Source organism: Loktanella salsilacus, from assembly GCF_024206795.1.
Classification (GTDB): domain Bacteria; phylum Pseudomonadota; class Alphaproteobacteria; order Rhodobacterales; family Rhodobacteraceae; genus Loktanella; species Loktanella salsilacus.
The window spans coordinates 1,852,174-1,866,433 of record NZ_CP072994.1 but is presented as its reverse complement, the minus strand read 5'-3'; the positions used below and the strand labels follow the sequence as shown (position 1 = coordinate 1,866,433).

The following is a 14,260-nucleotide window of genomic DNA, read 5'->3' as shown; positions in this document are numbered from 1 at the left end:
GCGTCCGGGCCTTCTTGCTGAGTTATTCGGCGGCGCGCACCGTCTTCGGGCGGGGCTTTGGTTCGTCGTCCAGCCAGATCAGCTCGGTCGAGGTCATCTTGGCCGCCGAACGGGCCAGCGCCCAGTCCTGCGCCGCGCGGCCCGACCGCCCGCCGGTCAGCGCCGCAATCCCGCGTCCGGCCATGGCAACGTAGGTGGATAGCCAGACCCGCAGCGCCAGCATCGCGGGGGTAAAGACCAGCGTCAGCACTGTCGCGATGCCAAGACCAAAGACGACGGCCGTCGCCAACTGTTTCCACCACAGCGCCGTTGGGCTGTCGATGGTATAGCCGCCTTGCATAAAGTCGAGGCTGAGGCCGAACATCATCGGCGCAAGGCCCGCCATGGTGGTGATCGTGGTCAGCAGCACGGGCCTGATCCGATCCTCTGCTGTGCGAACGATAGCGGTTTGGCGCGGCATATAGGCGGCGTATTCTTGGTAAGTGTCGATCAGGATGATGTTGTTGTTCACCACGATCCCCGCCAGCGCGACGATGCCCGTGCCGGTCATGATGATCGAAAACGCCTGATCCATCACCAGCATGCCCACCAGCACGCCGGCCACGGACAGAACGACCGCCAGCAGCACCAGCACGGCGTTATAAACGCTGTTGAACTGCGCCAGCAGGATGATGAACATCAGCATCAGCGCGCCGGAAAAGGCGGTTTGCAAGAAGGCGCCGCTTTCGGCCTGATCCTCTTGATCGCCGGTCCATTCCCAGGCCACACCAGCTGGCAGGGGGGCGGTGTCCAGCCAGTCGGTCAGGGTGGCAATGCGTTCGTTCGCGGTCAGCACTTGCAGGGTCAGATCGCCCTCTGCCACCAAGGCCTGCGCGGCCTCGTCAGCGTCATAGCGCGCCTGCGGCATGGCGGTGACGACGCCGTCGCCCCCCGTCAGCACGACCATGTCGGATGCCACGCCGGCCTTGACGTCAAAGTAGCGCTGTTGGTCCACGCGGTCGATTTGCGCCAGTTTTGGCACCGGCTGGCGCGTGGTAAAGTTGGACAGCGGCACGAGCCCCTGATCGGTGCGGACTTTCAGCGTATCAAGCGTGGACAGCACGCGGTCTTTCTCCGGCAGGCGGGCGCGGATCTCGATCTCTTCATCAGAGCTGTCGACGGGCATCGTGTCCAGCAGGATGCCGCGCGTGACCAGTTGCACCATGCCGCCGACGGCCATGACGTCCGCGCCGTAACGGCCTGCGGCGCGGGTATCGACGTCGATCTGCCAGTCGATACCGGGCAGGGGGCGGGTGTCTTCGACCTGCGTCAGGCCCGGCGTTGCGTCGAACTTTTCCCGCACGACGGCGGCGGCGCTGCGCAGGGCGTCCCAATCGTCGCCTTTCAGGCGCAGGTGCACGGGCTTGCCCGATGCGGGGCCACGCGCTTGGGCCAGGATTTCGGTCTGGATGCCGGGGATCAGGGCAAGCTGGGTTTCAAGTTCCGAGATCACCAGATCGCCGTCCAGTTCGGGGCGGTCGGCGCGGTCCTCCCACGGGATCGTCTCGAACTGGACTTGGCCGATGGTGTCGCGGGGGGCGGTTGCGCCGCCAGTGTTGGAGTTCAATCCCCCTTCGCCCGCGAAGGCAAAGGCGGTGTCGACGCCGGGGTGGGCAAGGACGACCTGTTCGACCTGCGCGACCAGACCGTCCTTTTCGTTCAGAGACAGGTTGCCGCGTGCGCGGACATAGACGATGGCCTGTTCGGGTTCGGATTCGACAAAGAATTCAACGCCGTTGTTGTTTTTGCCAAAGTAGCCAAAGGTCCAGATGACAAAGCCCAGAACGGCGGCAATCGTGACCAGCGGCATGATCGGATTGCCGGTCAAAAGGGCGATCAGGTGGCCAAAGGGCGTGCGGCGATAGCCGGCGTTGATGCGTTTTGGCGCGCGGGTGATCTTTGCCGCGCCCATGGTGATCGCCAGCGCCATTGCGCCAAAGGTGAACAGCACCATGCCGGGCAGGGCAGCGGACAGTCCAGCGACAGGGGATGCGTCGCCGGACAAGTACCCGGGGTTCAGCGTCAGCATCGCGCCGGTAAAGACGATCAGCATCGCCACTGGCACAAGGCCCGCGCGGACCATCCACGGCAGGGGCCGCAGGCGGGCAGAGGCGTGGTCAAAGGCACGGCTGACGCGCCCCGTGACGCCGCCCAAGACGGGCAGATAGACCAGCGTCACGACCAGCGCGGCGGACAGCACAAAGATCAGCGTGACGGGCAACATGCCCATGAATTGCCCCGGCACACCGGGCCAAAACAGCATGGGCAGGAACGCGCAAAGCGTTGTCGCGGTTGATGAAATGATCGGCCAGAACATGCGTTTGGCCGCTTCCGTATAGGCGTGCATCGGGCCGGTGCCTTCGGCGATGCGGCGGTCGGCGTATTCGACTACAACGATGGCCCCGTCCACCAGCATACCGACGGCCAAAATCAGGCCGAACATGACGATGTTGGAAATGGTGATGCCCATGACCGCCAGCAGCGCAAAGCACAAAAGGAACGACGTCGGGATCGCAAAGCCGACCAGCAGCGCAGGCCGTGTGCCAAGGGCGGCAAGGACCACGATCATCACCAGCGCGATGGCTGTCAGAACCGACCCTTCAAGCTGGCTGACCATAGAGGCCACGCCGCGTGACTGGTCGTTGCTGGCACCCACATCGACGGCTTGCTGCACGGCCTCTGGCCAGGTGGCACGCTCTGCCGCGATGGCTTCGCGCACCAAAGCGGCGGTGTCGATTAGGTTAAAGCCTTTGCGTTTGACGACCTGCAAGGCGACGGTGGTGACGCCGTTGAACCGGGCGGTGCCGGCGCGATCCTCAAACGTCAGGCGAATGTCGGTCAGATCGCCCATCGTCACGACGCGGTCGCCGTTGCGCTTGACGGGCAGCTCATACACATCGGCGGCTTCGGTAAAGGACGACGGGATTTTGACGGCAAAGCTGCCTTGCGCGCTTTCAACCTCGCCAGCCGCGATCAGCAGGTTGTTGTTGTTCACCACGCTGATCAGCTCGCCTGCGGTGACGTCGTAGGCTTCTAGCCGCAGGGGGTCGATCACGACCTCCAGCATCTCGTCCCGTTGGCCGGCAAGGCCAGCTTCGAGCACGGCGTCGATACCTTCGATGCGGTCTTGCAGGCTGCGGGCAAGGCGCAGCAGGGTGCGTTCGGGCACGTTGCCGGTCAGGTTGACGATCAGGATCGGAAATTCGGAAAAGTTGATTTCGTTGACGGAATATTGGTCGGCGCCTGCGGGAAACTTCGCCTCTGCCGCGTTCATCGCGTCGCGCACGTCAGCGAGGACCTGCGTTTTGTCCCAGCCGAATTCGAATTCCAGCGCGACCCCGGCGTAGTTTTCCGACGCGGTCGAGGACATGGTTTTCAGACCGTCCAGCGAGGACAGCTCTGTCTCCATCGGTTTGACCAGCAGGGTTTCGCTGTCGGCGGCAGAGATCCCGGGGAAGGGGACAGAGACAAAGATCGCCGGGATTTCGATATCCGGCTCACCCTCTTTCGGCAGGCTGGCATAGGCGAAACCGCCCGCCAATAGGGACAGCGCGATAAAGGCGATGACCATGCGCGCCCGGGCTGCGGCCCAGTCGACAAGGCCGATCATGGCTGAACCTGCGCATAGGTTGGCAGGACCGCGACGTCGTCGCTGACGAAATCTTGGCCAACGGTGATGATGTTGACCGTGTCCGGCAGATCGGTCAGCCAGACGCCGTCCACCGTGTCGCGCAGCAAGGTGACGGGGGCGAACTGCGCGGTGCCGTCAGCGGCCACGGTGCGCACGCCAAGGTCCCCGTCGTCGTTCAGGGTCAGCGCCGATTGCGGCACCAGATGCGCCAGCGCGCCGTTCGATGCGATGATGATTTCCGCCGTTTGCCCATCGCGGATCGCAAGGTCGGGGTTCGGCACGGTGACTTCGACGCGGAACGTGCGCGTAGTTTCATCCGCGACGCGCGATACAAAGGTGACCTTGCCCTGCGCTGCGCCGCCAGAGGCAAGCTGCGCGCGCACATCAGCGCCCATGGTGACGCGGTCGACGTCCAGTTCGGGCACGAAGCCGACCAGCTTGATCGGGTCGATCTGCACGATGGTAGCGCAGGCATTGCCGGTTTGCAGCAAGGTGCCAAGCTCTGCCGTGTCGGTGTCCAGCAGGCCCGCGAAGGGCGCGGTGATGGTCAGGCGGTCGATGTCGCGGGTGACAACGGCGACGGCGGCAGTTGCAGCCTCGATCCCGGCTTCGGCGCTGGTGATGGCGGAATTGGCGCGCTGGATGCCCGCGCTGGCGGCTTCGCGCTGCGCCTCTGCACTGACCAAACGGGTCTGGGATGCGAATCCGCCCTCGTTTAACTGGCGTGCTGCATTCACATTGATGTCAGCTTCGCGGATGCGGGCCTCTGCTTCGGCGAGCGAGGCTTGCGCCTCTGGCACGCGGCTTTGCGCTTCTGACAGGCGGGCCTGCGCCTCTGCCAGCTGGCTGTCGCGGGTACCGGGATCAAGGCGGCACAGGGTGTCGCCAGCGGTGACAAAGGTGCCCTTGCGCAGCGGATCAGAGGTGACGCGCCCTGCGGTTTCGGTGGCGATGGTGACCTGGCGTGCGGCCTCTGTCCGGCCGCGCAGGATCACGGCGCTATCGACGGTCTGGGCCGTTGATTTCATGGCGACAACGCGCACGCCGCTGGGGGTGTCTTGGACGGGTTCGGCCTGCGGCGCGGGGGCCGCTGCTTCGGGTGCGCGGCCTGCAAAAGTCAGAAGGGTATCGCGTTCAAACACGACGAAATACAAAGCGATAGAGACGATAATCGCGATCAGCACTGGCACGAGTTTCATTGTGGTCCTTTACCTCTGAAACAGGGCGGCAGCGATGCAAGATCATATGCCGCCGCTACGTTAAGGGACAATGAACGCCGCCTCAAGTCTGCTGGATGGCCCCGCAAGCGGCACATTCACGCAGGCGGCAACGGCGCGGGTCTTGGCAATCCGGGGCGCTTCACGTTAAGAAGCTGCCAACATCACCGCCCCAACGGGCGGCGGACGCGGGGGACGGTCATGAGCGATAGCGACAGTTTTATCAATGAAGTCAGTGAAGAGGTGCGCCGCGACCGCCTGTTCGGCCTGATGAAACGCTATGGCTGGATTGCCATCGTGATCGTCGTTCTGCTGGTGGGCGGCGCGGCGTGGACCGAATACAGCCGTGCGCGCGACGCGGCGCAGGCAGAGGCCGCTGGCGATGCCTTGCTGGATGCCCTGTCCAATAGCGATCCAGAGGCACGTGCCGCTGCGCTGGACGGCCTGTCGCCGGACGGCGGCGCAGGGGCTGTCAGCCTGCTGATCGCTGCGGCCGCACAAGAAGAATCTGGCGATTTGGACACCGGAGTTGCGTCGCTTGATGCGCTGGCAGCTCGCACGGATGTGCCGGCCATTTACCGCGATCTGGCCAGCTTTAAGGCGGCCATGCTCGACGCTGGCACTGATCCTGCTGCACGCCGCACGCGGCTAGAGGCGCTTGCGAACCCCGGTAAGCCTTTTGCGCTGCTGGCGCAGGAGCAGCTGGCTTTGGCCGATCTGGCGGCGGGCGAGCGTGATGCAGCCATCACACGCCTGAACGAGATCATCCAAGACGCGGGCGTCAGCCAAGGCTTGCGTGACCGCGTCCAAACCCTGATGGTATCGCTGGGGGCCCCGCTGCCTGACGCACTTCCATCCGGCGATGCGGCTGCCATTGCGGCCCCTGACGCTACTTCGACCAACCCGTGAAAGGGAACCGCGCCGTGACATCCAAGACCCTGTCGATCAGCCTTTTGGCGCTTGTTGCCCTGTCCGCCTGCGGCGAAAAGGATATCATCCTGCCCGGCATGCGCGAGCCGATCCGCGCCGAGGCGACGCAAGTCAACCGCGCGTTGCCGATCAGCTTTGCGGCGCCTGTGGCGAATGCCAACTGGACCCATCGCAATGGCGGGGCCGACCACAATAGCGCGCAGCCGGCGCTTGCCGCATCGCTCAGCCAGATTTTCGCTGTCGATATCGGTGAAGGCGACAGCAAGGGCGCGCGTATCACGGCGGACCCGGTTGTCGCGAACGGCATCGTTTATACGCTGGACGCGCGCAGCCATGTGACGGCGACCACGACCGGCGGCGCTGCTGTGTGGAGCGCGGATATCACCCCGCCGACAGACACGCGCAGCGATGCATCGGGCGGCGGTCTGGCCTTTGGGTCGGGGCGTTTGTTTGTGTCCACCGGCTACGGCACGCTGACCGCGCTGGACCCGGCCACGGGCGGCGTGATCTGGGTGCAGGAACTTGATGCGCCGGGCACATCTGCGCCAACGGTCGTGGGCGATCTGGCCTATGTTGTCAGCCGCGACAGCCGCGCTTGGGCGATTGATGTGACCAACGGCCGGATTCGCTATCAGCTCAGCGGTATTCCGTCGACCACGTCCTTTGCGGGCGGCGCTGGACCGGCGGTGACGGATGATCTGGCGGTTTTCCCGTTCTCGTCTGGTGAAGTCATGGCGGTCTTTCCGCAGGGCGGCATTCAGCGTTGGTCTTCGGTGATCAGCGGCGACCGTCCCGGTCAGGCTGTTGGCGATCTGTCGGACATCGGCGGCGATCCGGTGATTGACGGTGACCGCGTTTACGTCGGCAACTTTTCCGGTGTGACCGTCGCGCTGGATAGCGCTTCCGGCGAACGGATCTGGACCGCTGGCGAAGGCGCAGCAGGTCCGGTGTGGCCAGCGGGCAATTCGGTGTTCATGGTCAACGACCTGAATGAACTGGTGCGCCTAGACCGCGACACGGGCGAATCCATTTGGCGCACAACCCTGCCGGACTTTGTCGAAACCGGATCGTTCCTGCGCAAAGGCCGCACGGTCTATGCGCATTTCGGGCCGATCATGGCGGGCAACCGGCTTGTTGTGGCGTCCTCTGACGGGCAGCTGCGGTCGTTCGATCCGACCTCTGGCGCGTTGCTGGGCAGCGTCGCTTTGCCGGGCGGTGCGGCCTCTGCTCCTGCGATTGCGAACGGCGTGCTTTACGTCGTAAACAAGAACGGGCAACTGCTGGCTTTCCGTTAAGGGCAAAGCGGTGTATGGCCCGCCTCTGACTATAGCCGGAGCCTGTGCGCCATGACCTTTACCCTTGCCCTTGTGGGCCGACCCAATGTCGGCAAATCCACCCTGTTCAACCGTCTGGTGGGCAAAAAGCTTGCCTTGGTGGATGACCAGCCCGGCGTGACACGCGATTTGCGTGAAGGGCCGGGGCGCATTGCCGACATTAAGTTCACGGTGATCGACACCGCCGGTCTGGAAATGGCCACGGACGAATCGCTGCAGGGCCGGATGCGCAAGCTGACGGAACGCGCGGTCGAAATGGCCGATGTCTGCCTGTTTATGATCGACGCCCGCGTCGGCGTTCTGCCGGCCGACCGGATTTTCGCCGACATTCTGCGCAAGAAAAACGCCCATGTCATCCTTGCCGCCAACAAAGGCGAGGGCCGGGCCGCTGATATCACCATCCTAGAGGCTTATGCCTTGGGACTGGGAGAGCCGATCCGCCTGTCCGCCGAACACGGCGAGGGCATGGGAGAGCTGATGGACGTGCTGCGTCCGTTGTCGGAAGAGTTCGAGGAACGCGCCAAGGCCGATCTGTCCTTTGCGCCGGAAACTGATGTGGGCGTCGATGACGAAGACCCCGATGCGCCCCGCGTGCCAACCCGCGCCAAGCCGCTGCAAATTGCCGTTGTGGGCCGCCCGAACGCAGGTAAATCCACGCTGATCAACAAGATCATCGGCGAAGAGCGTCTGCTGACCGGGCCAGAGGCCGGGATCACCCGCGACGCGATTTCGGTCATGACCGAATGGGCCGGGCCGGACGGTGTGGGCGTGCCGATGCGGATTTTCGACACCGCTGGTATGCGCAAAAAGGCGCGGATCAACGAAAAGCTTGAAAAGATGTCGGTCAGCGATGGCCTGCGTGCGGTCAAGTTCGCCGAGGTCGTGGTCGTGCTGCTGGACGTGGATATTCCGTTTGAACAGCAGGACTTGCGCATCGCCGACCTGGCAGAGCGTGAAGGCCGCGCCGTCGTGATCGGGGTCAACAAGTGGGACACCGAGGACGACAAGCAGGACAAGCTGCGCGAGCTGCGTGAAGAATTCGCCCGGCTGCTGCCACAGCTGCGCGGCGCGCCGCTGGTGACTGTGTCCGCGAAAACGGGCAAGGGTCTGGACCGTCTGCAACAGGCGATCATGAAGGCCTATGACGTTTGGAACCGCCGCGTGACGACCGCGCAGCTGAACCGCTGGCTGACGGGCATGCTGGAACAGCACCCGCCACCCGCACCGGGCGGAAAGCGGATCAAGATGCGTTATGCGACTCAGGTGAAAACCCGTCCGCCGGGCTTTGTGGTCATGACCTCGCACCCTGATTTGGTGCCGGCGTCTTATTCGCGCTATCTGGTCAATGGCCTGCGCGATGACTTTGACATGCCGGGTGCACCGATCCGCCTGACGCTGCGCGATCAGGGCGACAAGAACCCCTATAAGGGCAAAAAGTCGTCCCAGCCGTCACGTCTGAGCAAGCACAAAAAAGCGCCCGGCCCTGATCGGTAGGACCTAATTGGTTATGACAGGGTCCGCGGTGTGCGCGGGGCCTGCATCGCCATCACACACAGCAGAATAACGATGCCTGTGATGGCCAGCGCGGTGACGACAAAGTTCGCCATGCCGTTGGCCACACAAATCCCCACCAGCGCCCAGACGACGGCCACGATATAGGTCGACGATGCGACGCGGCGATAGGTTGCGATCGCCACAATCAGCGCTGCGATGATCCCGGTGATGGCCCAGCCATAGCTGTCAAACCCGATGTTGTAGCCCGCCAGCGTTGTCGCCAGCGACACAAAGCTGGCCGCTGTCAGCCACCCTGCATAAAGCCCGACCGGCCCGCGCACCCACCAGCGATCCTGCACGGGGCTGCGGATCAGCGCCGCAATCGCAGCGCCCGCCATGATGAAAATCGTGATCGTCGCCCAGATCACGCTGACCTGCGCGATCAGCAGCCATGGCACGCCAACCGCAAGGCTGATGCACAGCGGCAACCGGGCCGCGTCCCAGTCCACGTCGTCCTTGCGATACATCACGCCATAAATCGACGAGGCGATAAGCCAAAGGTAAATCGGCCCCCAGATGGCAAAGGCATAACCCGCCGGTTGGACCGGCGGGTTGATCTGCGGATTGGGCAGCATGTCCGATGCAAAGCCTGCAAAGTCGCCCGAAAAAAACGGGGCGACCGCGAAGGCAAGGCTCAGTGCGAACGTGAGATAAGCAAGACTATGTTTCATACTCAGCCAACGCGGCCCGCGCCCTTATTGTTCAGCGCGGCGTTAGATTAAATCGCCTGTTGCCGAAATCGTGTTTTTCCCGCCCAGATAGGGGTGCAAAACGGCGGGCAAAACAACCGACCCGTCAGCCTGCTGGCCGTTTTCCAGCACTGCGATCAATGTGCGTCCCACAGCAAGGCCAGAGCCGTTCAGCGTGTGCACAAATTCCGGCTTGCCGCCATCCACAGGCTTGAACCGCGCGTTCATGCGCCGCGCCTGATAATCGCCGCAGGTCGAGATGGAGGAGATTTCGCGGTAGGTGTCCTGACCGGGCAGCCACACTTCTAGGTCATATGTGCGGCGCGCGCCTGCGCCCATATCGCCAGCGCACAGCAGCATGGTGCGGTAGGGCAGTTCCAGCTTCTCTAGGATCGCCTCTGCGCATTGGGTCATGCGGGTATGTTCGGCGTCGCTTTCGTCCGGGTGGGTAATGCTGACCATCTCGACTTTTTCGAACTGGTGCTGGCGCAGCATGCCGCTGGTGTCACGGCCCGCGCTGCCCGCCTCTGAGCGGAAGCACAGGGTGTGCGCGACATGGCGACGGGGCAGGGTGCCCGCGTCGACGGTTTCGCCGTTCACAAGGTTGGTCAGCGTCACCTCTGCCGTGGGGATCAGCCACCAGCCGTTGGTGGTCTGATAGCTATCCTCGCCGAATTTGGGCAGCTGGCCGGTGCCATACAGCATTTCTTCGCGCACGATGACGGGTGTGTTCGTCTCGGTCAGGCCATGTTCGTCCACATGGGTGTCCAGCATGAACTGCGACAGCGCCCGGTGAACGCGGGCCACCGCGCCGCGCAGCACGACAAAGCGCGAGCCGGACAGCTTGGCCCCAGCGGCAAAGTCCATGCCGGGTTGCACGGCGGGGATGTCGAAGTGTTCGACGGGCTTGAAATCGAACTGGCGCGGTGTGCCGGTGCGCTTTTGCTCGACGTTGTCGTGTTCATCCTTGCCAGGCGGCACATCGGCGTAGGGCAGGTTGGGCAGGGCAATCAGCATATCACCGAGCTGGGCGTCCAGCTCTTTTGCGCGCTCGTTCAGGGCGGCGATTTCAGCCTTTTTGTCGGCCATCAAGGTGCGCAGACGGGCAAATTCAGCCTCGTCGCCGCTGGCTTTGGCTTTGCCGACGTCTTTGGCGGCGGCGTTTGCGGCAGCTTGCGCATCCTCGGCCTGTTTGATCGCGGCGCGGCGGTCGGCATCAAGGGCCAGCAAAGCGCCGGACACCGGTGCGAGGCCGCGCAGGGAAAGGGCGGCGTCAAACGCGTCTGGAGTGTCGCGGATCATGCGAATGTCATGCATGTGTCTGGTCCTTGTTGTCGAAGTGTTCAGAGCGGGTATGCACCATTGGGGGCCTGCGTTGAAGGGGTGAAAGCCGCCCGCGCCCCCGCGATTGTGACCGCATAGGGGGGCATTCGCGCCGCCCGCCATTGACGCAAGGCATGATCGCCCCGATATCGCGGCAGACGTGCGCGGGTTGCGGTTGCCAATCGGGTGGCCCAGACCTAATGTGCCGCGACTTTGATGCGGGGCCATTGCCCTGCGCGACGAATAGAAAAGGAACCGCCATGCAGGGCAGCCAATCGCTTATTTTGATGATGATCATCTTCGGGATCATGTATTTCCTGTTGATCCGTCCCCAGCAGAAAAAGCTGAAAGAACATCAGGCGATGGTGAACGCGCTGCGCCGGGGTGACCGCGTCATCACGCAAGGCGGGATCATGGGCAAAGTGACTGCGGTGAACGAGGCCGACAAAGAGGTCGAAGTCGAAATCGCAGCCGGTGTGAAGGTCCGCGTCATCCGCTCGACCATCGCAACCGTCTTGAACAAGACCGAACCGGCAAAGTAAGCCGCGACACCTTTGGCCCAAGGGGCTTTGCTACATGCTGCACATTTCTGCTTATAAGCAGGTCATGATCTGGCTGACCGTTGTGGTTGGTCTGGCGCTGGCCCTGCCGAATGCCTTTTACTCTAGGGTTGAAACCCACAACGACGCGTTGGCGCAGGGGCAGGATGATACATCCTGGCCCGGCTTTATGCCGTCGGGGTTGGTGAACCTTGGGCTTGATCTGCGCGGCGGTGCGCATCTGTTGGCCGAGGTGCAGACCGCTGACGTCTATGCCACGATCATGGATGCCACCTGGCCAGAGGTGCGCGACGCGCTGGCGGCCGACCGGGACACGGTCGGTTTCGTCACCCGCGAGGCAAGCCGCCCGGACCAGCTGATCGTGCGGATTTCTGAACCCGCAGGGGCGGCGCGTGCGCTGGAAATCGTGCGCGGCTTGGCGCGGCCGATCACATCGCTGACCGGCGTTGGATCGACCGACATCGAAGTGGCTGGTAACGGCCCGATGCTGACGATCAATCTGTCGGACGCGGAAAAGCTGGCGGTCGATGACCGCACCATGCAGCAGTCCCTTGAAATCATTCGCCGCCGCATCGACGAAGTCGGCACGCGAGAGCCGACAATCCAGCGTCAGGGCGACACCCGTATTCTGGTCGAAGTCCCCGGCGTCGGATCTGCGCAGGAAGTCAAAGACATCATCGGCACCACCGCGCAGCTGACCTTTCAGCCTGTCATCGGCGGCGCAGGCAGCACCAGCGATCCGGTCAGCGCCGGCCAAGAAATCCTGCCAAGCGTAGATTCGCCCGGCACCTTCTATCTGCTGGACACAGCCCCCGTCGTCAGCGGCGAAGAGCTTGTGGATGCCCAGCCGTCGTTCGACCAGAACGGCCGCGCTGCGGTCAGCTTCCGCTTTAACGTCAGCGGCGCGCGCAAGTTTGGCGACTATACGCTGGACCATATCGGCGAGCCCTTTGCCATCGTGCTGGACAACGAAGTCATCAGCGCGCCGACCATTCAAAGCCATATCCCCGGCGGCTCTGGCATCATCACCGGCAATTTCACGGTCGAGGAATCGACCAACCTTGCCGTGCTGCTGCGTGCAGGCGCCTTGCCCGCCAAACTGAACTTTCTAGAAGAGCGGACCATTGGCCCGCAGCTGGGGCAGGATTCGATTGATGCGGGTAAAAAGGCCGCGATGGTCGGTTCCGTGCTGGTCGTCGGCTTTATGTGGATGACCTACGGGCTGTTCGGCTTCTTTGCCAATATCGCGCTGATCATCAACATGGGCCTGATCTTTGGCGGCTTGTCGCTGCTGGGGGCCACGCTGACCTTGCCGGGTATCGCGGGCATCGTTCTGACCGTCGGCATGGCGGTGGACGCGAACGTGCTGGTGTTCGAGCGGATTCGAGAAGAGCTAAAGACCGCAAAGGGCCCCGCCCGCGCGATCGAGCTGGGCTATGAACGCGCCCTGTCGGCCATCGTTGACAGTAACGTCACCACGCTGATCACCGCATTCATCCTGTTCTACATGGGCTCTGGCCCGGTGCGCGGCTTTGCTGTCACGCTGGGACTGGGTATCATCACCTCGATCTTTACCGCGATTTTCGTCACGCGGTCGCTGATCGTCATCTGGTTCGCCTGGCGGCGTCCGAAAACAATCGAGGTCTAAGGCTATGCGTCTGCGTCTGATTCCCGACGATACCAAGATCAACTTTTTCGGCTTTGCCAAGGTCACCTTTGGCGGGTCCGTCGTGCTGCTTGTGCTGTCGATCGTCGCCTTTCTGGCCTTTGGCCTGAACTACGGCATCGACTTTAAGGGCGGCACCACGATCCGCACCGAAAGCACGCAAAGCATTGATGTCGGTGCCTACCGCGCTGCGCTGGAACCGCTGAACCTAGGTGATGTCGCCATCACAGAGGTGTTCGATCCCGGCTTTGGCGCCGACCGCAACGTCGCAGAGGTCCGCATCCAGGCCCAAGGCGACGCGGAAAGCATCGCGCCAGAAACCATCGCAGCGATGGAAGCGGCGCTGACGGCTGTTGATCCCAACGTGACCTTCGCCTCTGTCGAAAGCGTCGGCCCGAAGGTGTCAGGAGAGCTTATTCAATCTGCGATCCTGTCCGTCGTCGGCGCGATCGGTGCCATCGTGATCTACATCTGGCTGCGCTTTGAATGGCAGTTCGCCGTGGGCGCGATTGTGGCGCTGGTGCATGACGTGGGCCTGACCATCGGTTTGTTTGCGCTGCTGCAGATCAAGTTCGATCTGGCGATCATCGCGGCGCTGCTGACCATCGTGGGTTATTCGATCAACGATACCGTGGTCGTGTTTGACCGGGTCCGCGAAAACCTGCGCAAGTACAAGATCATGCCTCTGATCGACATTCTGAACCTGTCCGCAAACGAGACTCTGTCGCGCACCATGATGACATCGGGCACAACACTGCTGGCGCTGATCGCGCTGCTGGTGCTGGGCGGCGATGTGATCCGGGGCTTTGTGTTTGCGATTACTTGGGGCATCGTTGTCGGCACCTATTCGTCGATCTACATCGCGAAAAACATCGTGCTGATGCTGGGTGTTAAGCGCGATTGGTCCAAGAAAGACCCGCGCACCGTGGGTCGCTATGCCGACGTGGAAGGCAAATAAATGCGTCTGACCGAGATCACTTACGACAACGCGAAACCCATCGACGGCTATGGCCCCGGTTTCTTTCGTATTGGCGGCAAGGTGATCGAGGGGGCGGTGACCGTCATGCCGTCCGGCATCGCCAGCTGGGGCGGCTATGACGACACTGCCGCGCTGCTGGCGATGGCGGACAAGGTCGACGTGATCTTTGTCGGCACCGGCGCGGAAATCGCCCATCCGCCCGCCGCCTTTCGCGAAACGCTAGAGGCGGCGGGCCTTGGCGTGGAAACCATGGCATCCCCCGCCGCCTGCCGCACCTATAACGTGCTGCTTAGCGAAGGCCGCCGCGTCGCGCTCGCGCTGTTTCCGGTCTGACTGCC

At 63.0% G+C, this 14,260-nt stretch carries 11 protein-coding genes; 7 read left to right on the top strand and 4 right to left on the bottom strand.

The annotated features are described in order from the left end of the window. Positions 1–22: 22 nt before the first annotated feature. Both KBW81_RS09185 and KBW81_RS09180 read right to left on the bottom strand, forming a co-directional pair. Positions 23–3,649: an efflux RND transporter permease subunit gene (locus KBW81_RS09185; RefSeq protein ID WP_254246954.1), complete on the bottom strand. Its 3,627-nt coding sequence runs from the start codon at positions 3,647–3,649 to the stop codon at positions 23–25. Next, positions 3,646–4,869 carry an efflux RND transporter periplasmic adaptor subunit gene (locus KBW81_RS09180; RefSeq protein ID WP_090187415.1) on the bottom strand — a complete coding sequence of 408 codons (1,224 nt, stop codon included), beginning with the start codon at positions 4,867–4,869 and terminating at the stop codon, positions 3,646–3,648. Before KBW81_RS09180 ends, KBW81_RS09185 begins: the two co-directional genes overlap by 4 nt. Before the next feature lie 219 nt (positions 4,870–5,088). Between KBW81_RS09180 and KBW81_RS09175 the strand changes: the two genes are divergently transcribed. The 3 genes from KBW81_RS09175 to der are packed head-to-tail and all read left to right on the top strand — an operon-like array spanning position 5,089 to position 8,645. Further along, a complete protein-coding gene (locus KBW81_RS09175; RefSeq protein WP_254246953.1) occupies positions 5,089–5,796 on the top strand; it encodes a tetratricopeptide repeat protein in 708 nt (235 codons plus the stop codon). 14 nt (positions 5,797–5,810) lie between these two features. Next, positions 5,811–7,112 carry a PQQ-like beta-propeller repeat protein gene (locus KBW81_RS09170; protein WP_254246952.1) on the top strand — a complete coding sequence of 434 codons (1,302 nt, stop codon included), beginning with the start codon at positions 5,811–5,813 and terminating at the stop codon, positions 7,110–7,112. Between the two features lie 51 nt (positions 7,113–7,163). After that, complete coding sequence (der, locus tag KBW81_RS09165; RefSeq protein WP_090187425.1) at positions 7,164–8,645, top strand: ribosome biogenesis GTPase Der; 1,482 nt, start codon at positions 7,164–7,166, stop codon at positions 8,643–8,645. Positions 8,646–8,656: 11 nt separating this feature from the next. On the opposite strand, the gene KBW81_RS09160 is transcribed toward der, so the two are convergent. Then, positions 8,657–9,376, bottom strand: a complete 720-nt coding sequence (locus tag KBW81_RS09160) for a hypothetical protein (protein WP_254246951.1) — start codon at positions 9,374–9,376, stop codon at positions 8,657–8,659. A gap of 42 nt (positions 9,377–9,418) precedes the next feature. After that, entirely contained in the window at positions 9,419–10,711 is a 1,293-nt protein-coding gene (gene serS / locus KBW81_RS09155; protein WP_254246950.1) for a serine--tRNA ligase, read from the bottom strand. Positions 10,712–10,977: 266 nt separating this feature from the next. On the opposite strand from serS, the gene yajC reads away from it, so the two are divergent. The 4 genes from yajC to KBW81_RS09135 are packed head-to-tail and all read left to right on the top strand — an operon-like array spanning position 10,978 to position 14,255. Beyond that, positions 10,978–11,259, top strand: coding sequence for a preprotein translocase subunit YajC (yajC, locus tag KBW81_RS09150; protein WP_090187434.1), 282 nt, complete (start codon positions 10,978–10,980; stop codon positions 11,257–11,259). Between the two features lie 34 nt (positions 11,260–11,293). Continuing rightward, positions 11,294–12,925, top strand: a complete 1,632-nt coding sequence (secD, locus tag KBW81_RS09145) for a protein translocase subunit SecD (protein WP_090187438.1) — start codon at positions 11,294–11,296, stop codon at positions 12,923–12,925. Between the two features lie 4 nt (positions 12,926–12,929). Then, a complete protein-coding gene (gene secF / locus KBW81_RS09140; RefSeq protein ID WP_090187440.1) occupies positions 12,930–13,901 on the top strand; it encodes a protein translocase subunit SecF in 972 nt (323 codons plus the stop codon). Continuing rightward, the gene (locus KBW81_RS09135) at positions 13,902–14,255 is read left to right on the top strand and encodes an Mth938-like domain-containing protein (RefSeq protein WP_090187442.1); all 354 of its coding nucleotides are present in this window, start codon (positions 13,902–13,904) and stop codon (positions 14,253–14,255) included. Positions 14,256–14,260 lie beyond the last annotated feature (5 nt).